Raw genomic sequence first — 26828 nt, forward strand, 5'->3', positions numbered from 1 at the left:
CGGCGTGCTCGTCCATGAGAACGACGCCATCCCCGGTGCGTCAGAGCTGCTCGCCGGCGGGGGCGTCGGCGGCAGCGGGACCGACGTAGGCTCGAGGGATGCGCGTACTCGGACTGCTCTCGGGCACCTCACACGACGGGATCGACGTCACCGTCGTCGACTTCAGCGAGGCGGATGGCGCCGTGCGCGGCACCGTGCTGCACGAGGACAGTGTTGCGTACGACCCTGCGCTTCGCGCTCGACTCGTGGCCGCACTGCCGCCTGCGAAGACGACGCTGGCCGAGGTCTGCGAGCTCGACACCCTGATCGGTCAGGCGTTCGCAGACGTGGCGGCGGATGCTGCGGCATCCGTCGGCGGCGTCGATGCCGTGTGCACCCACGGGCAGACCGTCTACCACTGGGTCGACGACGGCCATGCCCGCGGCTCGTTGCAGATCGGCCAGCCGGCGTGGATCGCCGAAGCGGTCGGCGCTCCGGTGGTCTCGGACGTGCGCATCCGCGACATCACGGCGGGTGGGCACGGCGCGCCACTCGTCTCCTTCCTCGACGAACTGCTGCTGCGCGGTCGCGCCGGCACATCGGCCGCGCTGAATCTCGGCGGCATCGCGAACATCACGATCGTCGGAGAGGGTGCCGGCGCAGGTGCGGTCTCGGCCTACGACATCGGTCCGGCGAACGCGCTCGTCGATGCCGTGATCGCGAAGTACGGCCTGGACCCGCTCGGCTACGACGAGGATGCTCGTATTGCACGCTCCGGCGATGTCGACGACGCACTGCTCGCGTCGCTGCTCGCCGATCCGTACTACGCCCTGCCTGCGCCGAAGAGCACCGGCAAGGAGCATTTCCACCTCGACTACGTGCGGGGGCACGCCTCGTCTCTGGGCCGCGACGTGCGCGTGACCGATCTCGTGCGCACTCTCACCGAACTGACGGTGCAGACGGTTGCGAACGACGTGCGCGCGGCCGGCGTCGGATTCCTCGCCGTCTCGGGCGGCGGATGCCACAACCCGCTCATCATGGAGGGGCTCCGCGCCGCGCTGCCGGACACCGAGGTCGTGCTCGCCGATGAGCTCGGCGCATCCGCGGACAACAAGGAGGCGATCCTGTTCGCGTTGATCGGCTGGTGCACCATGCACGGCGTGCCGGCCGTCATCCCCGGCGGAACAGGGGCGCGCGAGCCGCGCATCCTCGGCACGATCACCCCGGGGATCGGGCCGTTGCGGATGCCGCCACCCGTCGCAGAAGTCCGCAGCCTGACCCTGAGCTGACCGGCCTCAGCCTTTCCGGTCGTCGTCCCAGGGGCCTTCCCACCAGTTGCCGCTGCGCTCCTCGTCGCCCGGGCCGCGGCGCCGACGTGAGCGGACCCACTGCACGATGATGACAGTCAGGGTGCTGACCCCGATCAGGATCATCACGATGAAGAGCAGGTCGCGCTGGTCCATGGTCTCAGCCTTCTGAAGAGCCCGACGGCAGCAGATCGGCGACCGAGTTCACGATCTCGTCGGGGCGGAACGGGTACTTCTCGATCTCGACCTGGTCGCTGATGCCGGTGAGCACGAGCACGGTGTGCAGGCCCGCCTCGATGCCGGCGACCACGTCGGTGTCCATCCGGTCGCCGATCATGCCGGTGCGCTTGGAGTGCGCGCCGATCTTGTTCAGCGCCGAGCGGAACATCATCGGGTTCGGCTTGCCGACCACGTAAGGCTCGCGTCCGGTGGCCTTGGTGATGAGGGCGGCGACGGCGCCGGTCGCGGGGAGTGGGCCCTCAGCGCTCGGGCCGGTGGCGTCCGGGTTGGTGATGATGAAACGCGCACCCCTGTTGATCAGGCGGATCGCCCTCGTGATCGCCTCGAAAGAATAGGTGCGGGTCTCGCCGACGACGACGAAGTCGGGGTCGGTCTCGGTCATGACGAACCCTGCGTCGTGCAGGGCGGTGAGGATGCCGGCCTCGCCGATGACGAACGCGGAGCCGCCCGGCACCTGCTGCTGCAGGAACGCCGCGGTGGCCAGAGCGGACGTCCAGATGCGGTCCTCCGGCACGTGCAGACCGCTGGAGCGCAGCCGCGCGGAAAGGTCGCGGGCGGTGAAGATCGAGTTGTTGGTCAGGACCAGATACGGGATGCCGGCGGCCTCCCAGCCGGCGAGCAGCTCTGACGCACCGGGGATGGCGTCGTTCTCATGGACGAGCACGCCGTCCATGTCGGTGAGCCAGCATTCGATCTCAGAGCGTTCAGCCATGTGCTCAGCCTAGATGAGTGAGTCCTGTCGGCTCGCGCGGCGTGGAGGCTGTTGCTGTGTTTGCCCGTCGCGCAGCATCTGCTCGGGATCTCGTCGGATCGGAAATCGATCAGGCATGCTCGCGCGCATTTGATGGGCATGTGCCCGGAACCTGCCAGGCCAGTCCGGGCGGCCCCAGAGCAGCAGAACTGCCGCGGGATTCGGGTACGTATGACCGAATGTCTGAGGGTAGTAGTTCAATGAAGATATGAACATTTCGACGATGACTTCACCGGTGCTGAACGCACTGCTCGAAGATGTCGTCACGACGCTGTCGTCGGTGGATCAGACGATCAACCAGCTGATGGCGACGAAGTCGGCGCTGTTGGCGACCGCGTCGCGCATCGCGGATGATGAGCCGTTCGATTCGGTCGATTCGCGTGAGATGTCGCAGCGCGCGATCGCGACCGAGATCGGTGCCGCGTTGCGGTTGAGCGATCGCACGATCGAATCGCACATGGGCGCGGCAGCAATGCTTCAGGAGCGCTTCCCGGCGACGGCGGCATCGTTCGGCGCGGGTCACATCTCCCAGGCGCATGTACGGGTCATCATGGATGCCGGTGATCAGATCGAGGATGCTGAGAACAGGGCGCGTTACGAAGCGATCGTGGTCGCGCGCGCCGAGACCGAATCCCCGAACAGGCTGCGTCCATTCGCCGCGCAGACGGCCGAGCGCTTTCGGGAACGCTCGTTCACCGAGCGGCATCGCGAGGCGCGCGAGAAGCGCGGCACGTGGGTGCGCGGGCGCGACGACGGCATGAGCGAACTCACCCTGTTCGGACCGAGCGCGATCGTCAACGGCATGCACGACAGAGCGACGCAGATGGGTTTGAAGGTGAAGGCCGAGAACGCTCGCGTCGCGAAAGAGGCCCGCGGAGCCGCTTCGGATGCCGCGACGGATGACTTCGCTGACGAGCGGACGTTGAATCAATTGCGATTCGATCTGCTCGCCGACCTCGTGCTGACTGGAACACCGATCGGCCATGAGACCGATGACGGGCTGCTGGGCGAGATCCGCGCGCATGTCGACATCACCGTCCCCGTGCTGAGCCTGACCGACCCCGATGAGATCGCCTCTCCCGCGCATCTGGAGGGTGTCGGACCGGTCGACCCCGCGACCGCGCGGATCCTGACCGGTAATGCACCGGGTTTCGATCGAATCTTCACTCATCCGGCGTCGGGGATGGTGCTCGGAGTCGACAGGTATCGCCCCTCGTCCGAGATGCGTCGGTATCTGCGGGCCAGAGATCGGCGCTGCAGGTTCCCCGGATGCCGACTGGTGGCAAGGCTGTGCGACGACGATCACACGATCGATCACGCGCACGGTGGTGCGACGACCGTCGCCAATCTGGCCGACTTCTGCCGCCGACATCACGTGACCAAGCATCAGACGCCGTGGAAGGTGCGACAACTCGGCGGTGGAGTGCTGGAATGGACCAGTCCCACCGGCAGGATCTACGTCGATCGCCCACCGGGCGTCACCACCTATGTCACCTTCGAAGACGTCGCCGACCGGATGCCGTCCGAGGCACCCTTCTGATCTACGACACGCCGACCGCCTTCCGAGCCCGGCGAGCGCTGCTGGACCCCGCCGAACCCAACAGGACTCACTCATCCAGAGGCCCCGGATGCTGCGCGGAGCAGGCACGCAAGCGCCGGGATGCCGACGTCGTGTGACGCCCGCACGACGCCGACGTCGAATCCGGGGCTGACGGTGAACGAGGAGTTGTCGTGCACCGGGTTATCGAGCACGGGGTGTCGCCTTTCGGAGGACAAGGATTCCGGAACACGTGGATGTCGCGACTACGCTTCGAGTGTGACCGGCGCGAGCGTCGACGGCAACTTCAGTTGCACGTCGCCACGCGCCGATGATTGCGGAAGGACGACGGATGAGTGATGCCCGGCTGACGGCACGGAACAAGGGGCTTCCGGAACGGGCCGCCGGGATGACGATCGCGGAGTTCCTCGCCTCAGGCCCGCGGCTGTCGGAGTTCTGGACGCCGCTGGTGGTTCTCGACGACGCGGCGATGCGCCACAACACCGACGTGATGGCGACGTGGTGCGCTGAGCGCGGCCTTGAGCTCATGCCCCACGGCAAGACCACGATGGCTCCCTCGCTCTGGCAGCGACAGCTGTATGCCGGTTCGCTCGGCATCACGCTCGCAACCATGGGGCAGGTGCGTACTGCCCGCACCTTCGGCGTCTCCTCGATCATGCTCGCCAATGCCGCTGTCGATGCGCACTCCCTGCGCTACCTCGCCGGTGAGCTCGCTGATCCCGGGTTCCGGTTCGTCTGCTGGGCCGACTCAATCGCCACGGTGGAGGCGATGGAGGATCCGTTGCGCGATGCCGACGCGCCTCGTCCCGTTGATGTGCTGGTCGAACTCGGCGGCGAGGGTGGCCGCACGGGTGCCCGCACGGTCGGCGAGGCGATCAAGATCGCGGAGCGCATCGCAGCATCCGATGTGCTTCGACTCGCCGGCGTCGCCGGCTATGAGGGAAGCCTCGCGCACGATCGCAGCGTCCGCGCGATCGACGCGGTCGAGACCTACCTGCGCCGTCAGATCGAGCTGCACGAGCGCATCGGGCACCTCTATGACGACGGCGACGTCTATGTCACCGCGGGAGGCAGCGCCTACTTCGATCTCGTCGCCAAGGTGTTCGCAGAGGCGGGCGCCGGCGCGGAAGCGGCGGAGCGCCCCGGCGGGGGCCGCACGCTGTTCACCCTGCGCTCCGGGGCGTACATCGTTCACGACGATGGCTTCTACCGTGGCATCTCGCCGTTCGACGAGGCGCGTGCGAGCGACGATGAGCCCCGCTTCATCCCCGGCATGTTCGGCGTCGGTCGCATCGTCTCGCACCCCGAGCCCGGCCTCGCCCTGATCGACGGCGGCAAGCGCGATTTCCCGTTCGACGAGGGCCTCCCGATCCCTCGCGGGATGAGCGCAGGGCTCGGCGACGCGTGGCAGCCTCTGCCCGGAGCATCCGTCTCGGCGATGAACGACCAGCACAGCTTCGTGCGCCTCGAAGAAGGTGGCGAGCTCGCGATCGGCGATCTCGTACGCCTCGGGCTGTCACACCCGTGCACTGCCTTCGACAAGTGGACGGTGCTGCCCGTCGTCGAATCGGTCGACTCCGATCTCGTGGTCGACCTGATCCAGACCTACTTCTGATGGTGGAGGCGTTGATCCGCGGATCATTCTCCATGGCGTCTCGGTCGCCGGCGCCGGCGAGATAACCACCCTTCGGTGTCGAGCGACTCAGTGGATGAACACGTCGCCGCTGGCGCGTACGGTGATGTCGCTGATGTTCACGCCCCACGGCTGGTTGATCACGTAAACGACATTCTCGGCGAGTTCCTCGGGCGTGAGAGCCCAATACTCGATGCTGTCGGAGTCGGTCTGCTCCGCAGGCAACTCACCCTTCATGAACTTCTCGGTGCTGTCGAAGTACTGCGCCGCATTCTGCCCGGCGAGGCCGGAGATCGCGGTCTCATTCACGACGGCGCTGGCCAGGTTCGTGCCGGGGACACCGGTCGGCTTGAGCGTGGTGACCTTGATCTTGCCATGCGATTCGATGCGCAGAGAGTCCGAGATGATCTTCACCGCGGCTTTGGTCGCGCTGTAGACGCCGGATCCCGGCATCCCCGCGTTGCCGTAGATGGAGGAGATGTTCACGACCTGACCTCGACCCTGCTCCATCATCTGGTCGTATACGGCCGTGATGCCGTTGACGACGCCCTTGATGTTGATGTCGATCGCCTTGTCCCAGGCCTTCGATGCCTTCTTGTGGTCGGACCAGAATGCGAGCGGCATGATGCCGGCGTTGTTGAGCATGACGTCGATGCGTCCGAACTTCTCGACCGCGAAAGCGGCCACGGCATCCATCTGCTCCTTGTCGGTCACGTCTGCGACCTTGTACTCGGCGCTCTGGCCCTTCGCGCGGATCTCGTCCACGACCGCTTTGAGGTTGTCTTCGTTGATGTCTGCCGCGATGACGTGCGCCCCGAGCTCGGCGGTCATACCTGCGACGAGCCTTCCGAAGCCGCTTCCGGCACCTGTGATGATGATGACTCGATCGTCGATGTGATTCGAATATTCCCCGACGGATGCTACGCGCTGAGCCAGACGACGTCGACGGCGCCGTCCGGCAGCTGTGCGGTGGCGCCGTCGACCTCGACGCCGCTCTCGGTGACACGGACGACGGAAGACACCGAGAGCCCGAGATCCTCCAGCGCGCACAACAGATCGGGGTCGGTATCGGAGACGCGCAGCACGCGGCCCTCGTGGCCGAGCGGGGCCCGGGCGAGCAGCACGAACGGTTCGCGCGCGACATGGCCCGCAGCATCCGGGATCGCATCGCCGTGCGGATCGAAGCGGGGCCGGCCCAGCCGTTCGTCGATCCCCTCCAGCAGCCGGTCGCTGATCGTGTGCTCGAGGACCTCGGCCTCGTCGTGCACCTCGTGCCAGCCGTAACCGAACTCGCTCACCAACCAGGTCTCGACCAGGCGGTGGCGACGCGCCATCGACAGCGCGCGTTGCTCACCGGCATCCGTCAGACGCACCGCACCGTACGGCACGTGCGAGACGAGACCCGCAGCGGCGAGCTTCTTCACCATCTCCGTCACAGACGAGGGGGCGATGCCCAGCTTCGCGGCGAGCTGCGAGGGAGTGATCGGGGCATCCTGCCACTCGGTGTGCGCATAGACGGTCTTCAGATAGTCGTCTGCCGCTGGGGATGCCACGAGTCCAGCCTACTCGCGGCCCGACTACGCTGGCTGAGTGACCGACACCCCTGAGCGCACCACCCATGGACTCGGACCCTGGGATGGCGAGTGGCCGGTGGGGGAGCAGTACGACCCTGAGCTGCTGACGAACGGCGACACCCGCAACGTGATCGACCGCTACCGCTACTGGCGCATGGAGGCGATCGTCGCCGACCTCGACACGCACCGGCATCCGTTCCACGTCGCGATCGAGAACTGGCAGCACGACATGAACATCGGCTCGATCGTGCGCAGCGCCAACGCGTTCCTCGCCGACACCGTGCACATCATCGGGCGTCGCCGCTGGAACAAGCGCGGCGCCATGGTCACCGACCGCTACCAGCACGTCGTCCACCACGAGGATGTCGCCGCGTTCGCGGTGTGGGCCGCCGACGAGAGCATCCCGATCATCGCGGTCGACAACGTCGAGGGCGCCGTTCCCGTCGACAAGGCCGAACTGCCGGAGCGCTGCGTGCTGCTGTTCGGCCAAGAGGGCCCTGGCCTCACCGAAGAGGCGATCGCCGCGGCATCCGGTCACATCGAGATCACCCAGTACGGCTCGACGCGCTCGATCAACGCGAGCGCCGCCGGCGCCGTGATCATGTACGAGTGGTGCCGACGGTACGCGAGCTGAATCGACCCTCGACGCTGAGCCGCTCGCCGGTGCCGACGCGCACATCGCGCAGACGAAGGTTCGTGCCGTCTGCGGTGAACGATTCGTTGAGATCGATCCGCCTGCCGATGAGCGTGCGCACATGCTTTCTGGCGAACAGCAGCGCGGCCTTCACCAGCAGGTTGCGGCTGCCGAGCGTCAGGTCGCGGATCGTGATGACGGCATCCTTCGTCACCTCGATCCGTGCCTCGGCTCGCGCCGACGCCAGGAGCAGTTTCCAGCGCACGCCGGTGTATGCGGTGACGCGGATGCCGTCTGCGCCATCCTGTACGACCTCGATGCGCAACCGGCCGAGGTGGATGCCACCCTCGCTCAGCATGGGTCGTGCGACGGACCTGATCAGCGGAACCAGATCCTTCTTCGCGATGGAGGCGTGGAAGGTGCCTCGCAGCTCGCCGAGGTCATCGTCCGGGATGATCGAATGCGCGCTCTCGGGAACACCCGGTTCTGCGGGCTCGGCGGCGGTGAGCCACACGATCGGCATATCGAACGCCTGCACGTCGATCGTGAGCGGGCTGCGCTCGATCCGCATCGGTCGGGCAGAGAAGCGGAAGCTGCGCACCATGCCCGGTTCGCGGGAGATGATGTCCGGTGCGGGGCTGTCTTCTGGCGCGGGGGTGTTCGGGGCGTGAGGGGGTGTTCGTGACGGGGTCAGTGGGCATCGGCGGCGCGTTCCAGCCGATCGTGAGCTTCGTGCCGGTGGCATCCAGCGTGAGCTGGTCGAGATCCTGCCCGGTGAGAGCGGCTGACACCTCGATGTCTTCGAGGCCCTTCAGGGCGACTTCACCCGCGTCCTGCGCGGCGCGCCGGAGGGTGGATCGCACCCAGCGCACGACGGTGGCGCTGTCGCCGGGCCATGCGGAGGTCATACGAACATCTTGGCCCACCGAAGACGGGTGTCAGTCGCGTTGAATGCCGAACGTATGCCGCATCAGCGCGTTGACGTCGGCGTCGAGGCGGTCGAGACGATGATGGACGCCCTGGATCTCGGTGCGGATGATGCGCACGAACATCGTGGACATCAGTGTGATCATGCCGAACAGGCCAGTGGCGAAGACGCCGATCAGCGTCCATACCTGCGGTTCGTTCATGGTCAGCACCCTTCTATTGTCGTCGGTCCGCACTCAGAATGCCAGAGGCGCCAGCGCCCACTCGCGTTCGGTGGGTGATCCCGATCCGAACGCACCTGTGGAGATCGAGTCGCCTAAACCGATGCGCTCAACCACCCGCCGGTCTTCACACGCCAGCCGAGCGTCGCGAAGCGGGCGAGCAGGTAGACGCCGAAGAAAGCCACAGCCAGCCAGGTCACCCCGGCGGTGCCGTCGACTCCGACGAGGGTGATGATCCACAGCGCGGGCAGGAACGGCACAAGGTTGAGCCCGCCGGCGATGGCCAGGTATCGCACGTCGCCGGATCCCATCAGCACGCCGTCGAGCACGAACACGATCCCTGCGATCGGTTGCGCAACAGCGAGCACGATCAGCGCCGGCTGGATGAGAGCCGCGACGGCCGGGTCACCGGTGAACGCGAGCCCGATCACACCCGACAGCGCCGCGATCAGTCCGCCGACGATCACACCGAACCACGCGCCCCACGCGACCGTGCGGGCGAGAACATGCCGCACGCCGGGGATGTCGCCCGCGCCGAGGCCCTTGCCGATCAGCGCTTGTGCGGCGATCGCGAGCGCATCGAGCGCGAACGCCGCGGCCGAGAAGATCGTGAACACCACCTGCCAGCCGGCAAGCTCGGTGGTGCCGATGCCAGTGGCGATGCCGACTGTGACGAGCAGGGCGACGCGCAGGCTCACGGTGCGCAGGAACAGCCAGCCGCCCGAGCGCGCCGAACCACGGACGCCGTCGCGCTGAGGACGGACGGATGCCGAGTGCCGGCGTGCGAGGCGGCCGATGATGAGCACATAGGCGGCGACCATGCCCCATTGCGCGACGATCGTGCCGGCGGCTGAGCCGGCGATGCCCCAGCCGAAGCCGTAGATGAACAGCCAGTTCAGCAGCGCATTCGCACCGAACCCTGCCCCGGCGATCCACAACGGGGTCACGGTGTCCTGCATGCCGCGCAGCAGGCCCGTCGCGGCGAACACGATGAGCATCGCGGGCAGGCCCCACATCGAGATCGACAGATAGACGTCGGCCTGCTCGGCGACCTCGGCGGATGCGCCGAACAGCGACACCAGCCACGGCGAGGAGAGTGCGCCCGCGACGGCGAGCACCGCGCCGAGGCCCAGCGCCAGCCACATGCCGTCGATCCCGACGCTCACGGCATCCTGCTTGTCGCCCGCGCCGAATCGTCGAGCGACCGCCGGGGTCGTCGAATAGGCGAGGAAGATCATCAGCCCGACGATCGTCTGCAGCACGGCACTCGCGATGCCGAGGCCGGCGAGCGGTGTGACGCCGAGGTGGCCGACGAGCGCAGCATCCACCATCAGGAACGCCGGCTCGGCGACCAGCGCGCCGAGAGCGGGGACGGCGAGGCGCAGGATCTCTCGATTGAGGGTCTGGCGCGCGGTCACCGTTCGAGCCTAGTTGCGCGGGTCCGCGCCGCGGGTGGCTGTGGGGCGCCCGCGGCGGCGGGGTGCGGGGCGCAGGCGTGCGACCCGGCAGCGCGTCGTCGTAGGCTGGAGTAACCGGCATCCGGAGGTGGACGATGACAGATCCTCGAGACGCGGCAGCCCGATACCGGACGCAGCAGCGCGATGAACCGGATGCTGAGGCGGAGGCCCCGCCGATGCAGCTCACTGCCGAGAATCAGCATGAGTTCGTCGAGACGGCGATCCAGCTCGCGATCCGCCGCGGTGAATTCGACGATCTCCCTGGAGCGGGTAAGCCCATCGAGGGCCTCGGCACGCACCACGATCCCGACTGGTGGATCCGACGCAAGATCGAGACCGAGAATCTGTCCGGCCTCGGCCCTCCTGCGCTGCTGCTGCGCGTGGAGGACCGCGAGCTCGACGCGAACCTCGATCAGCTCGCTCGTGAGAGCGACGTGCGCGAGGTGCTGGAGGACTTCAACAGGCGGATCATCGCCGCCCGCCGCCAACTGCAGGGCGGCCCGCCGGTCGTCACACGGATGCGCGACGTGGATGCTGAGGTCGAGGCCTGGCGCAAGCGCCGCGCCGCGCGACCCGCACCCGTCGCCGCGCCGGAACCCTCTCGGCGCCGGTTCGGTCGACGCAAGAAGGAAAACCGGGGTTAGAACGCCGTCGAGACCCGGAAAGTCTTCTCCGCACGATTCCCTCGGGCGATCGCGCCGCAGACGATGCCATCTGAAGGGCTCGCGTGTCCGAGAGCGCGTTTAGGGTGGACACCATGACTGATGCTCTCCCTACAGGACTCGCCACCGAAGAATTCAGCTCCGAGATCCGTCCGCAGGACGACCTGTACCGGTACGTGAACGGCTCGTGGCTCGAGCGCACCGAAATCCCGGGAGACAAAGCCAGGTGGGGATCGTTTCACCTGCTCGCCGAACAGGCCGAGAAAGACGTGCGGACGATCATCGAAGAGTCGCAGGACGCAGAGGCCGGCACGCTCGCACGCAAGATCGGCGACATGTTCTCGAGCTTCATGGACACCGCGCGCATCGACGCCGCCGGGGTCACGCCGCTCGCCGACACTCTCGCCGAGATCGATCGGATCGACAGCATCCCCTCTCTTCTCGCGACGATCGGCGCCTACGAGCGCGACGGCCGTGCGCACCTGATCGGCCTCTACGTCGACGGCGATCCGGGTGATCCAGAGCGCTACCTGCCGATTCTCGTGCAGTCGGGCCTCTCGCTGCCCGACGAGAGCTACTACCGCCTCGAGAGCTTCGAAGCCACCCGCACTGCGTACCGCGCTCACCTCGAGCGACTGCTCGCGCTCGCCGGCATCGCGGATGCTGCGGGCGACGCCGAGCGTTCGTTCGAGCTAGAGAAGCAGATCGCCTCGCATCACTGGGACAACGTCGCCAGCCGCGACGCCGTCGCCACCTACAACCTCAAGACCTGGGATGAACTGCAGAGCCTGATCGGCGTCGACCTCGCACCGTGGCGTGACGCGGTCGTGCCGACCACCCTTCGACAGGCTCAGGGAACGCATCCCTTCGCCGAAGCCGTCGTCTCGCAGCCAAGCGCACTCGAGGGTCTCGGCACGCTGCTCACCGAGGAGCGGCTGGACGAGTGGAAGTCGTGGTTGCGCGCGCACGTCGTGCACGCCGCCGCGCCCTACCTCACCGACGACATCGTGCAGGAGAACTTCTCGTTCTACGGCACCGAGATCTCGGGTGTCCCGACGATCCGCGAGCGCTGGAAGCGCGGCGTCTCCGTCACCGAAGGCGCTCTGGGCGAGGCCATCGGCAAGGTTTACGTGGAGCGCCACTACCCGCCGACGGCAAAGGCCTCGATGGATGAGCTCGTCGCGAACCTCATTGAGGCGTACCGGCAGAGCATCACGACCCTCGAATGGATGAGCCCGGAGACCCGCGAGCGGGCACTGGCCAAGCTCGATGCGTTCACACCGAAGATCGGCCACCCCGAGGTGTGGCGCGACTACTCCACGCTGGAGATCGACGGTGCGGACATCTTCGGCAACGTCCGACGCGCGAACATCTTCGAGCACGACCGCAACGTCGACAAGGTCGGCAAACCCATCGATCGCAATGAGTGGCACATGCCGCCGCAGATGGTCAACGCCTACTACAACCCCTCGATGAACGAGATCGTCTTCCCCGCCGCGATCCTGCAGTACCCGTTCTTCGACGCCTCCCGCGACGCCGCGGCCAATTACGGCGGAATCGGCGCCGTAATCGGCCACGAGATCGGTCACGGATTCGACGATCAGGGCAGTCGCTATGACGGCTCGGGCAAGCTCGACGATTGGTGGACGGATGCTGACCGCTCAGCCTTCGAGGAGCGTACGAAGGCTTTGATCGCCCAGTACGAGGCGCTGGTGCCCGTCGGGCTCGCGGCCGAGAACCACGTCAACGGCGCGCTCACGATCGGCGAGAACATCGGGGATCTGGGTGGTCTCGGCATCGCGCTGAAGGCCTACGAGCTGTCGCTCGGTGGCTCGCCGTCGCCGGTCATCGACGGTCTCACCGGCGTGCAACGACTTCTGCTCTCGTGGGCGCAGGTGTGGCAGCAGAAGAGCCGCGATGCTGAGACTATCCGTCTGCTCACGATCGATCCGCACTCGCCGAATGAGTTCCGCTGCAACCAGATCGTGCGCAACATCGACGCGTTCTACGATGCCTTCGATGTGGCCGAGGCCGATGCTCTGCATCTTCCCCGAGAACTGCGTGTGACGATCTGGTGACCTTTGCCGTCGGGCCATGACGAGTGCGTGGCCGGTGGGGTTACGATAGCCAGTGCTGCTGGGGCGCGAGCTTCCGGTGGCGTCCCCCAATAGAGCACCTTCCCGGGAAGGAACATGCGTGGGCACTCCCCCGGCCCCTGAGCCCGTCGAAGGGACTTCGCCACCTGCGACGTTGCGCAGATCACAGCGTAATCGTCGACGACTGCCACGCCGTGCGGCCATCGGTCGGCGCTCCTTCGTCGCGACGCTGCGCGCGCTCGAGGAGCTGGCGGATGCCGGTGCCCAGGTGTCGGTGCACGTCACCGACCTCGACAGCGGCGCCGAGGTTCCCGTGGGCGATGACCATGTCACGATGCCGATCGCCGGTCTCGGAGTCGTGCCGCTGCTGATCGAGGTCGCCGCGGCGTTCGAGTCGGGGGCGCTGGATCCGCTCGAGATCGTCGACCGCTCCACGACCGATCTCGTCACGTCTGCGGGTGTCTGGCGCAATCTTCGCGCGCCGGCGCTGCCGCTCGTCGACCTCGCCGTGCTCGCGGCGACGGCGGGGGATCCGATGGCCGTGAATGCGCTCTTGGCCCGCGTGGGAGACGATCGCGTGAATGAGCGTCTGGACTCGCTCGGTCTCGCGCAGACCGCGCTGCTCGACCGCTTCCGGGATGAGCGAGGACCGGATGACGCCCCGCACCTCGCGGTCGGGACGACCCGTGAGCTCGCGGGCCTCTTCTCGTCGCTCGTGAACTCGGCTGCGGTCGACGTCGCTGTCAGCGCTCAGGTGTCGGAATGGTTGAACCTCAACCACGATCTGAGTCTGGTCGCGGCATCCACAGGTCTTGACCCGTTCGCGCACGACCAAGACGCCCATGGGCTGCTCTTCATCAACAAGACGGGCCGCGAGCGCGGGGTGCGCGCCGAGGCGGGCGTGCTTGCCGGACCCCGATCAGGGATCGCCTACGCGATGATCGTCTGCTTCGACGACCTCTCGATCACCCACCGACTGCGCGCGCACGACGCATTCCGCGTGCTCGGGCTCGAGCTCATGGAGTACGCGCACTGAGGCCGAAGCCGACAGGCGTGCACCGTGGCTTCGCTCGTGACAGGGAACGGACGTCGGTGTCCCGGCCCATCAGAGTCCGGGACACCGAGCAGATCAGACGTGCTCGTGGGTGTCGACCCAGCTGCGCGCGTGCCCGGACCACCTGTTGACGGGCATCTGCCGCGCGGCGGACTGGAGATGCATGCGGGTGAACGTCGGAGCAAAGGTGTCGTTGATCGCATCCAGGCGATCCTGCTCCTCCCGAATCCGTGGCATCTCCTCCCGGAAGGCGGCGATGACCTCGTCCTCGTCGATCTGGGTGAGCCGGCCGTTCTCCACCGTCACCACACCATCGACCATCACGCGCACGATCGACGATCCGTTCTCGCTGTAGACGAGGTGGTTCTCGAGACGATTGGTCGGCATGAAAGCGAGGGTCGTCGTGTCGAACATGACCAGGTCGGCACGCTTGCCGACCTCGATGGACCCGATGGACCCGTCGAGCACACCGCTGCGCGCACCGCCGATCGTCGCCGCCTCGAGCACCTCCGGCACCGTCGGCCAGCGCTCGAAGTCCGGTTCGCTGACCTTGTGTAGCAGAGCGGTCATCTTCATCACCTCCATGAGGCGCGGGGTATCGCTGGAGGAGCAGCCGTCGGTGCCCAGACCCAGGTTCACGCCGGCGTCCTGATACGCGCGCCACGGCAGGATGCCTGAGCCGAGCTTCAGGTTCGAGATGGCGTTGTGCGACACCGACACCCCGGCGCGCGCGATGCGCTCGATGTCGTCGTCCGTGACCCAGATGCCGTGCGCGAAGGTCGTGCGAGGGCTCAGTGCGCCGATCTCGTCGAGGTGCTGCACGAGGGTTCGGCCACCGTAGAGCTCGTCCCCGGTTACGGCCTGTGTCTTCGTCTCCAGAACATGGATGTGCACTTCGGCGTCGTAATCGGCCGAGAGTGCGTTCGCTCCGACCAGGAGGTCGTCCGTGCATCGCTGCGGTCCGGAAGGAGCCAGCATGTAGCGGATGCGTCCTCCCGCGGATCCGTGGTGCCGCCTGAATGCCTCGCGTGAGAAGTCGAGGTACTCCGCCGCGGTGAGCGTCGGAGCGGAACGGACCTGGCGCACGAGTTCATCGGGCAGCCAGTCCGTGACGAACGGCAGGGTGTCGACGAACGGTCGATTGATGATGTGGCCAGAGACATTGGCGCGGATGCCGATGTCCGTGTACGCACCGACCACCGCGGCGAGCTGGTCCAGGTCTTGTCCCGGTGTCTCGAGCACATCGTCGATCAGGGTCGTGACCCCCGACTTCATCGACTCCATCGCGAACATGAGTGTGCGGAGTCGAATCAGATCCGGCGTCATCGGGCTGCCGCCGAGGATCGGATACGAGTAGGCCATCCACAGCTCCAGCGGCATGTTGTCGTACCGCCCCTTGTACAGGTACTCCCAGGAGTGCGTGTGGGCGTTCACGAATCCCGGCGTGATCAGCATCCCGCTCCCGTCGATCACCGTCTCACCGGGCAACGGCGTGAGGCCGACGCCGATCTCGGTGAAGCAGCCGTCCGCGATCCGCAGATCACGGCGTATCGGAGTCGCGTGCGAGTTCGCGTCCATGGTGATGATGTCCGCATTGCGGATTAGTGTGGCGTTCACTTGGCGACTCGATTCCGGCTCCGGGCGATGATATGGCAGACAGGCGCCGCGATGATCGCGACGAGAACGCCCTGCACCGCCGGGCTCCCGATTCCGGTGATGGTGCCGAACAGGGCTGCCGCGGTGCCGAGCAGGTACGCGATGATGCCGGGCCAGACGAACAGCGGGACGGTGGCGACATCGGACCCGGGGTCGCGTCGACGCCAGACGAACAGGAAGGTGCCGATGATGACGCCTCCGAGTGGGGGGATCACGGTGCCGAGAGTGACGAGGAACATGGTCATCGAGTCGGCGAGGCCGCTCGCCGCGAGGGCGGTGCCGATGATCACGCCTCCGATGATGAAGGGCCGCTTGTCGTTCGTGCCGAACAGCTCTGCACCGGCGACGCCGAATGCGTAGGCAGCGTTGTCGTTCGTGGTCCACAGATTGAACGTCAACATGAAGACGCCGAGTCCGGCGAGCCCGATCGTGAACAGCAAGGCCGTGAAGTCCGGTTCTCCGAAGGCGATCGCGCCGACGCCACCGAAGATGAGCATCGCGCTTTCGATGACGAGGAGGACTCCGAGGCAGGTGAAGAAGGCTGCGCGGGTGCTGCGGGAGAAGCGGGTCCAGTTGCCGATCTGCGTGCCGCCGGAGATGAACGTGCCGATCATCATCGTCAGCGCCATGCCTGGGGCGATGGACCCATCGCCGGTCGTCTCGAACAGTGACGGCACTCCGCCGACCTCTTCGATCGAGAGCACGGTGATCCAGATGCACAGGGCGAACATGAGTGGTACAGAGATCCAGGACAGCACCTCGATGCCCTTGAATCCCCAGTACGCGGTGGTCGCCATGAGAGCGCCGCCGACGATCGCCAGCGGCCAGGAAGTGGTCCAGCCGAGTGCGGAGGCGAGCAAATTGGCGAAGATGCCGACAGTGATGCCGTACCAGCCGATCTGGGTGCCACCGAGCACGATCGATGCCCACTTGCCCCCGACACGGCCGAGGGCCAGCCGCGAGATGAGCACGGTCGACAGTCCGGTTCGTGCGCTCGCGGCAGCGAGGGTGGCGACGTAGAGAGCGAGCACCGCGGTGGCGATCGCGGCGAGGCCGAGGAACGGCCCGAACCCGAAGGCTCCCGCGACCTGGCCGCCGGTGACCATGGTCGGGGTGAAGAAGATAAATCCCGCGACGACGACGAGGACGCCGAACCATCCCTGGCGTGCCTGTGACGGAACGCGGGAGAGCGGGTAGTCGCGGTCGACCGTGGTCGGGGTGGCATCTGTGACGGGTGGGGAGGAGGCGATGGTCATTGGGTACCCCTTTCTGTTGGTGCCCATTGGAGTCCTCGAATGTTTCGTCGCTGTTGCGCCGCCGGATTCTGTGGTGACGGCTCCCCATGCGCGCGTCCCGAGGTGGAGTATCCGCCACCCCGGCAATCGGGGCGAAACGATGAGGAAACAACGCAGCCATATCGTCAGCACATGAGATATCCCGCCGGGGAGTCACCTGACCTGCGCGACCCGAGCGCAGTCCGCGTCGCCGATCTGCTCGCATGGAACGAACCGCGCGTGGCACTGGTCGGCGAGATGGTCGGGCTCGATCGGGTGATCCGGTGGTCTCTGCCGTCGGATCTGGTCGATCCAAGTCCGTACCTTCGCGGGGACGAGTTGGTGCTGACGGCGGGGATATCCATCGTCGACGTCGCCACGCAACGCAAATTCGTGGAGTCCGTCTGCGCCGCGGGTGCTGCGGTGATCGGCTTCGCGCTCGGCGTGGTGGCTGATGAGGTTCCGCCGGCGCTCATCGGCGCGGCCAATGCCCTGGGCGTCGCGGTGCTGTCGATCCCCGCCGACGTCGCCTTCGTCGAGATCACCCAGCGGCTCGCGAACGAACAGAATCGTCACCAGCTCGAGGCGCGGGAACGATCGCGAGTCGGAGCGATCGTCGACATGGTCCGGCGCGGCCAGGCGAGTTCGCAGGTGCTCAAACAGGAGTTCGGCGCACGTGCGGAGTCGATCGACACGGTCGGCGTGGTCGTGGCTCGCCGCATCGCCTGGCCAATCGACGACGCCGTGTTGAAAGGCGATATCGGACAGAACGCGGTCGCGGTCTTTCCTGGGGAGAAGATCGCAGGGATGCTGTCGGCAGCGCGCGAGGTCGGATTACCGTTCGGCTGGAGCGGACCGGTCGGCTTCGACCGAGCCGCGACGGCGGTCAGGGAGGCGTTCGCAGCCGTCGAGGTCTCGTCTCGACTCGGCCGAGCCGCGGGCCCCCGCGATCTGGCGACGTGGCACGGGCTCGTTCACCGACTCACTCCTGACCAGCTCGCGCCCTTCGTCGACCACGTGATCGCCCCGCTGCGCGAATACGACCTGCGTCACCGCACGCAGTTGCTGCTCACCGCCGAAGTGCTGTGCCATCGGGACGGCGCTGTGCCGGCGGCAGCGGCAGAGCTGTACGTTCACGAGAACACCGTGCGCAAGCGTGTCGTGCGCATAGAGGGTCTCACGGGGCTCAATCCGCTGAACAGCCTCGATCGCGCCGCGCTCCTGGTCGCGCTCGTGGGCCGCCATGCTTGACAGCTGGTGCTCAGAAGGGCCCGAACCGCTGCTGCGGATCCAGTGCCTGCACCACAGGTTCGAGTGCGTCGGCGAGGGCGTCGAGCTGCGCCGGTGAGAGGCGATCGAGCACCAGTCGATGCGCGGTGGCGAAATGTTCAGGTGTCGCGAGCACCAGCCGTCGACGGCCCTGTCTGCTGAGTCTGAGCAGCACGCTGCGCCGATCCGTCGTGCTCTCCGCCCGTTCGAGTAGTTCGCGCTGCTGAAGCCTGCTGACGACCTTCGAGGCGCGGGGGAGTGTCGCATTGGTCGCTGCGGCCAGATCGCTCAGGCGCATGGCGCCCCCGCGTTGAAGGGCGCTGAGCAGGATGAATTCGTAGTGCGTGAGGTCGGCGTCGCGCTGCAGCTGGGCGTCGAGCGCGGCCGGAAGGAGCTCGGCCGTGCTGATCAGTGCGAGCCAGGCTCGGGACTGCTCCTGCGTCATGCGGGGAAGGGAAGCGACCATGGTCCTATTCTGCCGGGAATAGTTGTCGGGGCAAGTGGGTTGTGAATATTAATTGCCGAAGCAACTAAGTGCGACGGCGCAAAAGGAAGGCAACACAATGACTGCGATCACCGTCATCGGAACAGGGAACATGGGCCAGGCCATCGCCGGCATCGCCGCGAAGGGCGGCTCCACTGTGCAGATCCTGGCGCGCGACCTCGAGAAGGCCGGCACTGCCGCGGCATCCATCAATGCATCCGCCGGAGTCGTGGGCGACGCGATCTCGGGTGAGATCGTCGTTCTCGCTCTTCCCTACCCGGCACTGGCCGAGGTCGCCGGCATCTACGGCGACCAGCTCGCGAACAAGGTCGTCGTCGACATCACCAACCCGGTCGACTTCGCCACCTTCGACGGTCTGGTCGTGCCGGCAGACTCTTCTGCCGCTGCAGAGCTTGCAGCTCTCGTCCCCGCGGCAAAGGTCGTCAAGGCCTTCAACACGACCTTCGCCGCGACTCTCGCGGCCGGCGAGCTCGGTGGCGAGCCGACGGTCGTGCAGATCGCCGGTGACGACGAAGCGGCCAAGAAGCTCCTCGCCGACGTGATCGTCGCCGGGGGCCTCAAGGTCGCGGATGCCGGTGCGCTGAAGCGCGCGCGTGAGCTCGAGGCCCTCGGGTTCCTGCAGATGGTGCTCGCCGTCCGCGAGCAGATCAGCTGGACCGGCGGCTACGCCGTCCGCGCCTGACTCCGAATCTGATCGGTCCGGACCTTGGGCTCGGACACTTGTCAGTCCAAATCACGGAGGGTGTCGGTCGAAAACCGCAGATCTCGACCGACATCCGTGATCCCTGCTGACATCTGCACCCAGGTAGCCTCGACGGATGGACGACTGGACCCCGCACCGACGCGATGACGGCGTAGGAGTGCGTGGTTCAGTTCGGGAGTGACGGACGCGGTTCGGCGGTGCGGGTCTTCGGGATGAACAGCGACAGCACCACGGCGATGATGGCGGCGATGATGGCGAGCCAGAAGCAGACGTTGAACGCCTCACGTGTGGGTACGGCGACGCCATCGACCTCGACGCTCATCGCGGCCAGCACCGCACCCATGACCGCCGACGCGCTGGAGGTGCCCACCGAGCGGAACAGCGCGTTCAGTCCGTTCGATGCACCCGTCTCGTTCGCGGGGACCGCGCGCATGATGATCATCGGCATGGCTGCGAAGGTGAACCCGATGCCGACGCCGATGATCGCGTTCGCGACGAGGATGTTCCACCATTCGGTTGACCAGATGAGCACGTAGACGTATGCCAGCACGATCGCGAAGGCGCCGCCGGTGAACAACGGGCGCGGACCGATTGTGCGCTCGAGCCATCCGGAGAGTGGCGAGATCATCATCATCACCAGGCCGGCGGGCATGACGATGAAGGCTGCGGTGACCATGTCGAGGCCGAAGCCTGAGCCCGTCTCCACCGGCAGTTCGAGCATCTGCGGGAAAGTGACGTTCGATCCGAACAGCGCGAAGCCCATGCCGATCGCGGCGATGTTCGTGAAGAGCACGGCTGGCCGTGCCGCCACGCGCAGATCCAGCAGCGGATCCTTCGTGCGCAGCTGATACCAACCCCAGATCAGCAGTACGAGCACCCCGCCGATGAGGAGCGTGAGCCCGATGGGCGACGTCCATCCCCACTGTGCTCCCCGGGATACGTACAGCAGCAGGCCGGTCAGCCCGATCGCGAGCCCGATGGCGCCGAGCACGTCGAGGCGACCGGGGGAGAGAAGCACGTCCTCCGGGACGAACAGCAGAACCAGGATGAGCCCTACGACGCCGAGACCGGCGGCGAGCCAGAACAGCGAGTGCCAGTCTGCGTTCAGAGCGAGATACGCGGCCAGCGGCATCCCGAGCGCACCGCCGACGCCCATGGTCGCACTCATCAGGGCGACGGCGGTGCCGAGTCGGTTCGTCGGGAGGATGTCGCGCATGATCGCGATGCCGAGCGGGATGACGCCGGTGACGCCGCCCTGCAGTGCGCGGCCGATGATCACGCCGACGATCGATCCGGACAGCGCGGCGATCACCGAGCCGACGATGAGCGCCGCCAGCAGCACCACGATGACGCGACGCTTGCCGTACATATCGCCGAGGCGCCCGGAGATCGGGGTCGCGATGGCCGCGACGAGCAGTGTGATCGTGACGACCCAGGTGGTGTCCTCGCGAGAGGCGTTCAGAAGCGTGGGCAGCTCGGCCTGCAGTGGCACGACCAATGTGAACATGAATGACGCGCAGAGGCCGGCGAAGGCGAGCACAGCGACCGTGAGGCCACGATTCGGGGTGCGGGAGAGGCGCTTCCTGGCTCTGTCGTCTCTGTCTCCCACCGTGCAAGGCTATCGGAGCCCGGCACGGGTTTGGCGCGTCGGAGCGAGATCGAGGCCGTCCGGTAGAGTCATGCGCGGCTGCGCACGCATGCATCCGTCCGCACTCCGCAGCGTCGGAGCGAGAGTCACGCAGGAGTCCTCTTGAACCACGCATCCTCGTCGTCGCCGGACATCGCTCCGGCGATTACATCACGGCAGGGGCAGCTTTTCCGAGACGGGCGGCCGTATCGGATCCTCGCGGGGGCGCTGCACTACTTCCGGGTGCATCCCGCCCAATGGGAGGACCGCCTGCGCCGCCTCGCCGCGATGGGTGCGAACACGGTCGACACGTACGTGGCCTGGAACTTCCACGAGCGCACCGAAGGTGAGCCCCGTTTCGACGGCTGGCGCGACCTGGAAGCATTCATCCGACTCGCGGGTGAGGTCGGACTCGATGTCTACCTGCGCCCGAGCCCCTACATCTGCGCCGAGTGGTCGAACGGCGGGCTGCCGTTCTGGCTGACCGGACGGGTGAGCGCCCTCCGAACGAGCGATCCGGCGTACCTGGCCGCCGTCGACCGCTGGTATGACGCGCTGATCCCGCGCATCGTGCCGCTGCAGGCCGCGTTCGGCGGGCCGATCGTCGCCGTGCAGATCGAGAACGAGTACGGCTCATACGGGAGTGACCGCGCATACCTCGAGCACCAGCGCGATGCGCTGCTCACACGCGGCATCGTGGAGCTGCTGACGACGGCTGACGGCATCACCCCCGACATGGTCACGCACGGCTCGGTGGCCGGCGCGCTGCCCACGTTCACCTTCGGCACCGGTGTCTCCACCGCGCAGGAGCTGCGTCTTCAAGAGGACGCCCTCATGTGCAGCGAGCTGTGGGGCGGGTGGTTCGATCACTGGGGGGAGCAGCATCACGTGCGCTCGGCGCAGAGCATGATCGGCACGGTCGAAGAACTGCTCGCGGCCGGTGGATCCGTCAGCGTCTACATGGCGCACGGCGGCACGAACTTCGGGCTGTGGAACGGCGCCAATCATGACGGCGCGCTGCAGCCGACCATCACCAGCTACGACTCGGATGCGCCGATCGGCGAGGGCGGAGCGCTGAACGCGAAGTTCGAGGCGCTGCGCGCCGCGTTCGCGCCGTTCCACGACGGCGAGCTGCCGGAGCGCCCCGCACCGGCACCGATGCAGACCGCTCAGGCGGCGCCGTTGCGCCCGGTGGCCTCGTTGCGCGCGTTCGCCGGATCGCTGCCTGTGGTGGGCGAGTCCACTCCCTTGCCGCAGACCTTCGAACAGCTCGGCGTGGAGGACGGCATCGTCGTGTACCAGGCGCACATCGATGTGCCGGCGGATGCGACGGTCGACATCGACACGCTGCACGACCGCGCGACGGTCTTCATCGACGACGAGCGCATCGGAACGCTGGAGCGCGATAGGCGGCTGTCGCTGGCGCTACCGGGCGCGGCGCGCCGGGCGACGCTGACGATCGTGGTCGAGAGCCTCGGACGCATCAACTACGGCCCACGCACAGGCGAGGGCAAGGGCATCATGCACGGGGTGCGCATCAACGGCCGCCGGTACGTGCACGGCTGGACGCACCGTGCGCTTCCGCGCGACGGGGTGCCTTCCGCGGGTGCGCGGGAAGCGGCGGATGCGGTGGCCCCCGCCGAGGTGCCGGCGAAGAGCGCGGCCGACGATGCAGGCGTCGCGCGTGCGGCCATCGACGTCGAAACTCCGGCGGACGCGTGGCTCGCCTTCCCCGGCGGCGCCAAGGGCATGGTCTGGCTGAACGGATTCCTGCTCGGCCGCTATTGGAAGGTCGGTCCGCAGCAGACGCTCTATGCCCCGGGCCCGCTCTGGAAAGCGGGAGCGAACGAGATCGTCGTGCTCGACACTGATGAGCTGGGGCCCACGGTCGAAGTGCGCGAGAGCCCGGACTTCGGTCCGACCGAGGAGTTCGTCGGGTCCTGATCGCTGCTCGCCTGGCTGTCGTCGCGGCAGCGATCCGGTTCAGCCGGTTCCGCATCCGCTTCTTCGTTTCCGAACGAGGCGGAGGAGGGGCAGACTGGGTGCGTGCGAACCATACGTGACCTGGACACCGTTGAACTCATCATCGAGGCGCAGTCCCTGCTGGATTCCATCCGCGGGCCCGAGCGGGTCATCGATGCCGGCACGCTGCGCGCGCTGCAGCAATCCGGCAACTACGTCGTCGGGCTGTTCGACGACGAAGACGGATCGGAGCGCATGGTCGGGGCATCCGTCGCCTTCTTCGGCGTCCCGGGCCAGCGCACGATGCACTCGCACATCACTGCGCTGATCCCCGAGTACCGCGGCCGTGGATGGGGCCGCGAGCTCAAAGAGCACCAGCGCCAATGGGCGTTCTCGCGGGAGGTCGGCCGGATCACGTGGACCTTCGACCCGCTCGTCGCACGCAACGCGCACTTCTTCCTCACCGTGCTGGGCGCCAGGGTGACCGCATACGCGGTGAACCAGTACGGCATCTTCGGAGGCGGGGACGCCGGTGACGAGAGCGACCGGCTCGACGTCGAGTGGGCGCTCGCCGACATCGCGAAGCACCCGGCGGCCGAGGCCGTCGAGGCGACGCTCGAGATCCCATCGGACGTCGAGGGGATGCGGGTTTCGGACCCCGACGCGGCACACGAGTGGCGCCTCCGGTTGCGCGGCGAGATGGAAGAGCTGCTCGGGCGCGGACTTCGGGTCGCCGGTTTCGATGTGGAGCAGGGATACCTGTTTACCGAGTGAGTGTAAGGTTCTGGTACCAGTTGCCTGCGGCTCTGGTACCATTTTCCCATGGCGATGAATCTGCGTTTGAGCGATGAAGCGGCAGCAGCGCTGCGCGTCGAGTCGCAGCGCACGGGCGTCAGCCAGCAGGAGATCCTCCGACGCGCTGTCGATGAACATCTCGGGATCGGCGAGGCCAAGCGTGGAGCGCCGTACCCGGATTGGGTGATTCCACCTGAGCGCCCGTACCGGCCCGTGACGCCGACAATCGTTCCCCCTCCGGGGAAGACGATGGCGCAGATCCTCGAGGAATTGCGTGAGGATCGCCTGTGAGCATCTACGTGGATTCGAGCGCGCTCGTCAAGCGAGTCTCGAAGGAGGAGCACCAGGGCGCACTTTCGACCGCGCTTACACAGGCAGTCGCAGGAGGACATCTGCTCATCGCCTCCGCCCTTGCTCGTGTCGAGGTGTCTCGAGCGTTGCGGGTGCGACTTGATGATCACGACCCACGACAGATCTCGGTCGCCTCAGCCCTCGCCATGGAGGGTATCGGCATCGCGCCGATGACCGGTCCGATCCTCGAGAGCGCCCGCATCATCGGGCCTCCTGTTCTGCGGTCCCTCGATGCGATACACCTCGCGACGGCGGTGGCAGTCGGGGCGGACGAGCTATGGACTTACGACGAGCGGCTGGCCTCCGCATCCGAGGAGATCGGCATCGTCGCGCGCATGCCGTCCTGACAGTCTCTGGTTCGACGAAGAGTGGCAGGTGCGATCGGGTTCGACGGCCGCGTCGGGCGGCACCGCTGAACAGGTGTCGGAGGCTCGTGGCATCCTGTTCCCATGGACGATGAGGCGGGGCAGTCGGGTGGTTCGGCGGAGAAGCCTGCGGTGTACTTCCGTGACGCGGCGGAGTTCCGCACCTGGCTCGAACGGCATCACGCGTCCGAGTCGGAGTTGTGGATGGAGGTGCGCAAGGCGCACGTCGCCGATCGGGGTCTGACGTGGGCGGATGCCGTTCCCGAGGCTCTGTGCTTCGGATGGATCGATTCGGTGTCGCAGCCCATCGACGATGACCGGCGTCGCCAGCGCTGGACGCCCCGCAAGGCAGGCAGCACCTGGTCGAAGGTCAATGTGGGGCACGTCGAACGACTCGTGGCCGAGGGGAGGATGGCATCCGCCGGCCTCGGAGCGTTCGAGGCTCGAAGCGCAGAGCGAACCGGAACGTATTCTCACGAGAATGACGACGCGGAGCTCGAGCCCGAGGTGCAGGCTGTGCTCGAATCGTCTGCCGCAGCGCAGGCGTTTCTCGACGCCGCGGCCGCGGGCTACCGCAAGGCGGTGCGCCACTGGATCGCGACCGCCAAGCGTCCGGCGACGCGCATCGCGCGGGCCGAGCAGCTCGTGGCCGAGAGCGCGGCAGGGCGACTCGTGCCCTTCGCGCGACCTGGAAAGACCCCGGCATGGCTGGTGCGCGCGGCTGCCGCCGCTGCCGCGGTCGAGGGCTGAATCGGGCGCGTCGGCGCGGATAGGATGGAGGATGCCGCGGCATGTCCGCGCGCAGCATCCGAATCTCTCCCGACCATTGGAGCCACCGTGGCCGAACAGTCCCGTCTTGACAAGGTCATCAGCCTCGCCCGCCACCGCGGGTTCGTGTTCCAAGCGGGTGAGATCTACGGCGGTTCGCGTTCCGCGTGGGACTACGGTCCTCTCGGCACGGAGCTGAAGGAGAACATCCGCCGCCAGTGGTGGCAGACCTTCGTCCGCGGACGCGGCGACATGGTGGGCCTTGACTCCTCGATCATCCTTCCGAAGCGTGTCTGGGAGGCGTCGGGCCATGTCGCGACGTTCACCGATCCGCTGGTCGAGTGCCTGAGCTGTCACAAGCGCTTCCGTGCCGACACTCTCATCGAGGACTTCGAGGCGCGCAAGGGCCGCAAGGCGGAGAACGGCCTCGCGGACGTGCCATGCCCGAACTGCGGCAACAAGGGACAGTACACCGAGCCGAAGGCATTCTCGGGTCTGGTGAAGACCTACCTCGGCGTCGTCGACGACGAGTCGGGACTGTTCTATCTGCGCCCCGAGACGGCGCAGGGCATCTTCGTGAACTTCGCGAACGTGCTCACAGCCAGCCGCAAGAAGCCGCCGTTCGGCATCGGCCAGGTCGGCAAGGCGTTCCGCAACGAGATCACGCCGGGAAACTTCATCTTCCGCACGCGTGAGTTCGAGCAGATGGAGATCGAGTACTTCGTGCCGCCGGCCGAGGCGCAGGAGTGGTTCGAGCACTGGGTCGAGGCATGCTGGGCCTGGTTCGAAGACCTCGGCATCGACACGGCCAACATGCGCCGCTTCGACGTTCCCGAAGACGAGCGGGCGCACTACTCGGCCGGCACGATCGACTTCGAGTACCGCTTCGGTTTCCCCGGCAAGGAGTGGGGCGAACTCATGGGCGTCGCCAACCGCACCGACTACGACCTCTCGAGCCACTCCGAGGCCTCCGGGCAGAGCCTGTCCTACTTCGACCAGGCATCCGGTGAGCGCTACACCCCCTACGTCATCGAGCCCTCGTTCGGACTCACCCGCTCGATGATGGCGTTCCTCGTCGACTCGTACGTCGAGGAGGAGGTGCCGAACGCGAAGGGAGGCACCGACACTCGCACGGTGCTGAAGCTCGACCCTCGCCTGGCGCCGGTCAAGGTCGCGGTCCTTCCGCTGTCGCGCAACGAGAAGCTCTCGCCGCTCGCTCGTGAGGTCGCCGACTCGCTGCGTGGACGCTGGGCCATCGACTTCGACGACGCCGGCGCGATCGGTCGGCGCTACCGCCGTCAGGACGAGATCGGCACGCCGTTCTGCGTCACGGTCGACTTCGACTCGCTCGATGACCACGCTGTCACCGTGCGCGATCGCGACACGATGGCGCAGGAGCGCATCCCCGTCGAGAAGCTCCACGAGTACCTGGCCGAGCGCCTCAAGGGCGCCTGAGCACG

Annotated in this window: 27 protein-coding genes; 15 read left to right on the forward strand and 12 right to left on the reverse strand. The window is 66.9% G+C overall.

Features of this window, described 5'->3' with window-relative positions:
- Positions 1-98 precede the first annotated feature (98 nt).
- The gene (locus J1M43_RS02845; protein WP_206475678.1) at positions 99-1268 is read left to right on the forward strand and encodes an anhydro-N-acetylmuramic acid kinase; all 1170 of its coding nucleotides are present in this window, start codon (positions 99-101) and stop codon (positions 1266-1268) included.
- A 6-nt stretch (positions 1269-1274) separates the two neighbouring features.
- On the opposite strand, the gene J1M43_RS02850 is transcribed toward J1M43_RS02845, so the two are convergent.
- Positions 1275-1442, reverse strand: a complete 168-nt coding sequence (locus tag J1M43_RS02850) for a hypothetical protein (RefSeq protein ID WP_206475680.1) — start codon at positions 1440-1442, stop codon at positions 1275-1277.
- A 4-nt stretch (positions 1443-1446) separates the two neighbouring features.
- The gene (locus tag J1M43_RS02855) at positions 1447-2238 is read right to left on the reverse strand and encodes an HAD-IIA family hydrolase (RefSeq protein WP_206475682.1); all 792 of its coding nucleotides are present in this window, start codon (positions 2236-2238) and stop codon (positions 1447-1449) included.
- Between the two features lie 247 nt (positions 2239-2485).
- On the opposite strand from J1M43_RS02855, the gene J1M43_RS02860 reads away from it, so the two are divergent.
- A complete protein-coding gene (locus tag J1M43_RS02860; protein ID WP_052166853.1) occupies positions 2486-3817 on the forward strand; it encodes an HNH endonuclease signature motif containing protein in 1332 nt (443 codons plus the stop codon).
- A 71-nt stretch (positions 3818-3888) separates the two neighbouring features.
- On the opposite strand, the gene J1M43_RS02865 is transcribed toward J1M43_RS02860, so the two are convergent.
- Positions 3889-4029, reverse strand: a complete 141-nt coding sequence (locus J1M43_RS02865) for a hypothetical protein (RefSeq protein ID WP_160175049.1) — start codon at positions 4027-4029, stop codon at positions 3889-3891.
- A 137-nt stretch (positions 4030-4166) separates the two neighbouring features.
- Between J1M43_RS02865 and J1M43_RS02870 the strand changes: the two genes are divergently transcribed.
- Positions 4167-5450 carry an alanine racemase gene (locus J1M43_RS02870; protein ID WP_206475684.1) on the forward strand — a complete coding sequence of 428 codons (1284 nt, stop codon included), beginning with the start codon at positions 4167-4169 and terminating at the stop codon, positions 5448-5450.
- Between the two features lie 87 nt (positions 5451-5537).
- Here J1M43_RS02870 and J1M43_RS02875 read toward each other — a convergent pair whose 3' ends face one another.
- Together J1M43_RS02875 and J1M43_RS02880 are read right to left on the reverse strand one after the other, a co-directional pair.
- The gene (locus tag J1M43_RS02875) at positions 5538-6404 is read right to left on the reverse strand and encodes an SDR family oxidoreductase (RefSeq protein ID WP_033106505.1); all 867 of its coding nucleotides are present in this window, start codon (positions 6402-6404) and stop codon (positions 5538-5540) included.
- The gene (locus tag J1M43_RS02880; RefSeq protein ID WP_206475686.1) at positions 6389-7021 is read right to left on the reverse strand and encodes a metal-dependent transcriptional regulator; all 633 of its coding nucleotides are present in this window, start codon (positions 7019-7021) and stop codon (positions 6389-6391) included. The genes J1M43_RS02875 and J1M43_RS02880 overlap by 16 nt, the downstream gene beginning before the upstream one ends.
- A 37-nt stretch (positions 7022-7058) precedes the next feature.
- On the opposite strand from J1M43_RS02880, the gene J1M43_RS02885 reads away from it, so the two are divergent.
- Positions 7059-7676 carry a TrmH family RNA methyltransferase gene (locus J1M43_RS02885; RefSeq protein WP_033105803.1) on the forward strand — a complete coding sequence of 206 codons (618 nt, stop codon included), beginning with the start codon at positions 7059-7061 and terminating at the stop codon, positions 7674-7676.
- Here the strand turns inward: J1M43_RS02885 and J1M43_RS02890 are convergent.
- From J1M43_RS02890 to J1M43_RS02900, 3 genes are all read right to left on the reverse strand, one after another.
- Positions 7642-8247 (reverse strand): hypothetical protein, encoded by a 606-nt coding sequence (locus J1M43_RS02890; protein WP_206475688.1) that lies wholly within the window; start codon positions 8245-8247, stop codon positions 7642-7644. The genes J1M43_RS02885 and J1M43_RS02890 overlap by 35 nt on opposite strands.
- Before the next feature lie 367 nt (positions 8248-8614).
- Positions 8615-8806, reverse strand: coding sequence for a hypothetical protein (locus J1M43_RS02895; RefSeq protein WP_084595787.1), 192 nt, complete (start codon positions 8804-8806; stop codon positions 8615-8617).
- Positions 8807-8919: 113 nt separating this feature from the next.
- Positions 8920-10242, reverse strand: coding sequence for an MATE family efflux transporter (locus J1M43_RS02900; protein ID WP_033105806.1), 1323 nt, complete (start codon positions 10240-10242; stop codon positions 8920-8922).
- Between the two features lie 134 nt (positions 10243-10376).
- On the opposite strand from J1M43_RS02900, the gene J1M43_RS02905 reads away from it, so the two are divergent.
- The 3 genes from J1M43_RS02905 (at position 10377) to J1M43_RS02915 (ending at position 14075) form a co-directional block, all read left to right on the forward strand.
- The gene (locus J1M43_RS02905; RefSeq protein WP_206475690.1) at positions 10377-10925 is read left to right on the forward strand and encodes a DUF1992 domain-containing protein; all 549 of its coding nucleotides are present in this window, start codon (positions 10377-10379) and stop codon (positions 10923-10925) included.
- 113 nt (positions 10926-11038) lie between these two features.
- Positions 11039-13021, forward strand: a complete 1983-nt coding sequence (locus J1M43_RS02910) for a M13 family metallopeptidase (RefSeq protein WP_206475692.1) — start codon at positions 11039-11041, stop codon at positions 13019-13021.
- Positions 13022-13139: 118 nt separating this feature from the next.
- Positions 13140-14075, forward strand: a complete 936-nt coding sequence (locus J1M43_RS02915) for a serine hydrolase (protein WP_206475694.1) — start codon at positions 13140-13142, stop codon at positions 14073-14075.
- Between the two features lie 93 nt (positions 14076-14168).
- On the opposite strand, the gene J1M43_RS02920 is transcribed toward J1M43_RS02915, so the two are convergent.
- Together J1M43_RS02920 and J1M43_RS02925 are read right to left on the reverse strand one after the other, a co-directional pair.
- A complete protein-coding gene (locus J1M43_RS02920) occupies positions 14169-15710 on the reverse strand; it encodes an amidohydrolase family protein (RefSeq protein WP_033105808.1) in 1542 nt (513 codons plus the stop codon).
- A complete protein-coding gene (locus tag J1M43_RS02925) occupies positions 15707-17005 on the reverse strand; it encodes a cytosine permease (protein WP_033105809.1) in 1299 nt (432 codons plus the stop codon). The genes J1M43_RS02920 and J1M43_RS02925 overlap by 4 nt, the downstream gene beginning before the upstream one ends.
- Before the next feature lie 171 nt (positions 17006-17176).
- On the opposite strand from J1M43_RS02925, the gene J1M43_RS02930 reads away from it, so the two are divergent.
- Positions 17177-18274, forward strand: a complete 1098-nt coding sequence (locus J1M43_RS02930; protein WP_206475696.1) for a PucR family transcriptional regulator — start codon at positions 17177-17179, stop codon at positions 18272-18274.
- A 10-nt stretch (positions 18275-18284) separates the two neighbouring features.
- Here J1M43_RS02930 and J1M43_RS02935 read toward each other — a convergent pair whose 3' ends face one another.
- On the reverse strand, positions 18285-18758 hold the full coding sequence (locus tag J1M43_RS02935) for a MarR family winged helix-turn-helix transcriptional regulator (RefSeq protein WP_206475698.1): 474 nt from the start codon (positions 18756-18758) through the stop codon (positions 18285-18287).
- 97 nt (positions 18759-18855) lie between these two features.
- Here J1M43_RS02935 and J1M43_RS02940 point away from each other — a divergent pair, with 97 nt between their 5' ends.
- Positions 18856-19479 (forward strand): NADPH-dependent F420 reductase, encoded by a 624-nt coding sequence (locus tag J1M43_RS02940; RefSeq protein ID WP_033105812.1) that lies wholly within the window; start codon positions 18856-18858, stop codon positions 19477-19479.
- 187 nt (positions 19480-19666) lie between these two features.
- Here J1M43_RS02940 and J1M43_RS02945 read toward each other — a convergent pair whose 3' ends face one another.
- Complete coding sequence (locus J1M43_RS02945; protein ID WP_206475700.1) at positions 19667-21109, reverse strand: MFS transporter; 1443 nt, start codon at positions 21107-21109, stop codon at positions 19667-19669.
- Positions 21110-21250: 141 nt separating this feature from the next.
- Between J1M43_RS02945 and J1M43_RS02950 the strand changes: the two genes are divergently transcribed.
- From J1M43_RS02950 to J1M43_RS02975, 6 genes are all read left to right on the forward strand, one after another.
- The gene (locus J1M43_RS02950) at positions 21251-23071 is read left to right on the forward strand and encodes a beta-galactosidase family protein (protein ID WP_200880977.1); all 1821 of its coding nucleotides are present in this window, start codon (positions 21251-21253) and stop codon (positions 23069-23071) included.
- Between the two features lie 102 nt (positions 23072-23173).
- On the forward strand, positions 23174-23863 hold the full coding sequence (locus J1M43_RS02955) for a GNAT family N-acetyltransferase (RefSeq protein WP_033105814.1): 690 nt from the start codon (positions 23174-23176) through the stop codon (positions 23861-23863).
- Positions 23864-23911: 48 nt separating this feature from the next.
- A complete protein-coding gene (locus J1M43_RS02960) occupies positions 23912-24175 on the forward strand; it encodes a CopG family transcriptional regulator (RefSeq protein ID WP_084595715.1) in 264 nt (87 codons plus the stop codon).
- Positions 24172-24582 carry a type II toxin-antitoxin system VapC family toxin gene (locus tag J1M43_RS02965; RefSeq protein WP_033105816.1) on the forward strand — a complete coding sequence of 137 codons (411 nt, stop codon included), beginning with the start codon at positions 24172-24174 and terminating at the stop codon, positions 24580-24582. The genes J1M43_RS02960 and J1M43_RS02965 overlap by 4 nt, the downstream gene beginning before the upstream one ends.
- 102 nt (positions 24583-24684) lie before the next feature.
- Positions 24685-25350: a YdeI family protein gene (locus J1M43_RS02970; protein WP_206475702.1), complete on the forward strand. Its 666-nt coding sequence runs from the start codon at positions 24685-24687 to the stop codon at positions 25348-25350.
- Positions 25351-25437: 87 nt separating this feature from the next.
- Entirely contained in the window at positions 25438-26823 is a 1386-nt protein-coding gene (locus J1M43_RS02975; RefSeq protein WP_033106510.1) for a glycine--tRNA ligase, read from the forward strand.
- The last annotated feature ends 5 nt before the right edge of the window (positions 26824-26828 follow it).

The organism is Microbacterium sp. KRD172 (genome assembly GCF_017168295.1).
GTDB lineage: Bacteria > Actinomycetota > Actinomycetes > Actinomycetales > Microbacteriaceae > Microbacterium > Microbacterium profundi.

Excerpts from the sequence above, each read along its gene's own strand:
- J1M43_RS02845 (WP_206475678.1), top strand. The coding sequence starts at position 99 with ATGCGCGTACTCGGACTGCTCTCGGGCACCTCACACGACGGGATCGAC.
- J1M43_RS02850 (WP_206475680.1), bottom strand. The coding sequence starts at position 1,442 with ATGGACCAGCGCGACCTGCTCTTCATCGTGATGATCCTGATCGGGGTC.
- J1M43_RS02855 (WP_206475682.1), bottom strand. The coding sequence starts at position 2,238 with ATGGCTGAACGCTCTGAGATCGAATGCTGGCTCACCGACATGGACGGC.
- J1M43_RS02860 (WP_052166853.1), top strand. The coding sequence starts at position 2,486 with ATGAACATTTCGACGATGACTTCACCGGTGCTGAACGCACTGCTCGAA.
- J1M43_RS02870 (WP_206475684.1), top strand. The coding sequence starts at position 4,167 with ATGAGTGATGCCCGGCTGACGGCACGGAACAAGGGGCTTCCGGAACGG.
- J1M43_RS02890 (WP_206475688.1), bottom strand. The coding sequence starts at position 8,247 with ATGCGGATCGAGCGCAGCCCGCTCACGATCGACGTGCAGGCGTTCGAT.
- J1M43_RS02895 (WP_084595787.1), bottom strand. The coding sequence starts at position 8,806 with ATGAACGAACCGCAGGTATGGACGCTGATCGGCGTCTTCGCCACTGGC.
- J1M43_RS02905 (WP_206475690.1), top strand. The coding sequence starts at position 10,377 with ATGACAGATCCTCGAGACGCGGCAGCCCGATACCGGACGCAGCAGCGC.
- J1M43_RS02910 (WP_206475692.1), top strand. The coding sequence starts at position 11,039 with ATGACTGATGCTCTCCCTACAGGACTCGCCACCGAAGAATTCAGCTCC.
- J1M43_RS02925 (WP_033105809.1), bottom strand. The coding sequence starts at position 17,005 with ATGACCATCGCCTCCTCCCCACCCGTCACAGATGCCACCCCGACCACG.
- J1M43_RS02930 (WP_206475696.1), top strand. The coding sequence starts at position 17,177 with ATGAGATATCCCGCCGGGGAGTCACCTGACCTGCGCGACCCGAGCGCA.
- J1M43_RS02935 (WP_206475698.1), bottom strand. The coding sequence starts at position 18,758 with ATGGTCGCTTCCCTTCCCCGCATGACGCAGGAGCAGTCCCGAGCCTGG.
- J1M43_RS02940 (WP_033105812.1), top strand. The coding sequence starts at position 18,856 with ATGACTGCGATCACCGTCATCGGAACAGGGAACATGGGCCAGGCCATC.
- J1M43_RS02960 (WP_084595715.1), top strand. The coding sequence starts at position 23,912 with ATGGCGATGAATCTGCGTTTGAGCGATGAAGCGGCAGCAGCGCTGCGC.
- J1M43_RS02970 (WP_206475702.1), top strand. The coding sequence starts at position 24,685 with ATGGACGATGAGGCGGGGCAGTCGGGTGGTTCGGCGGAGAAGCCTGCG.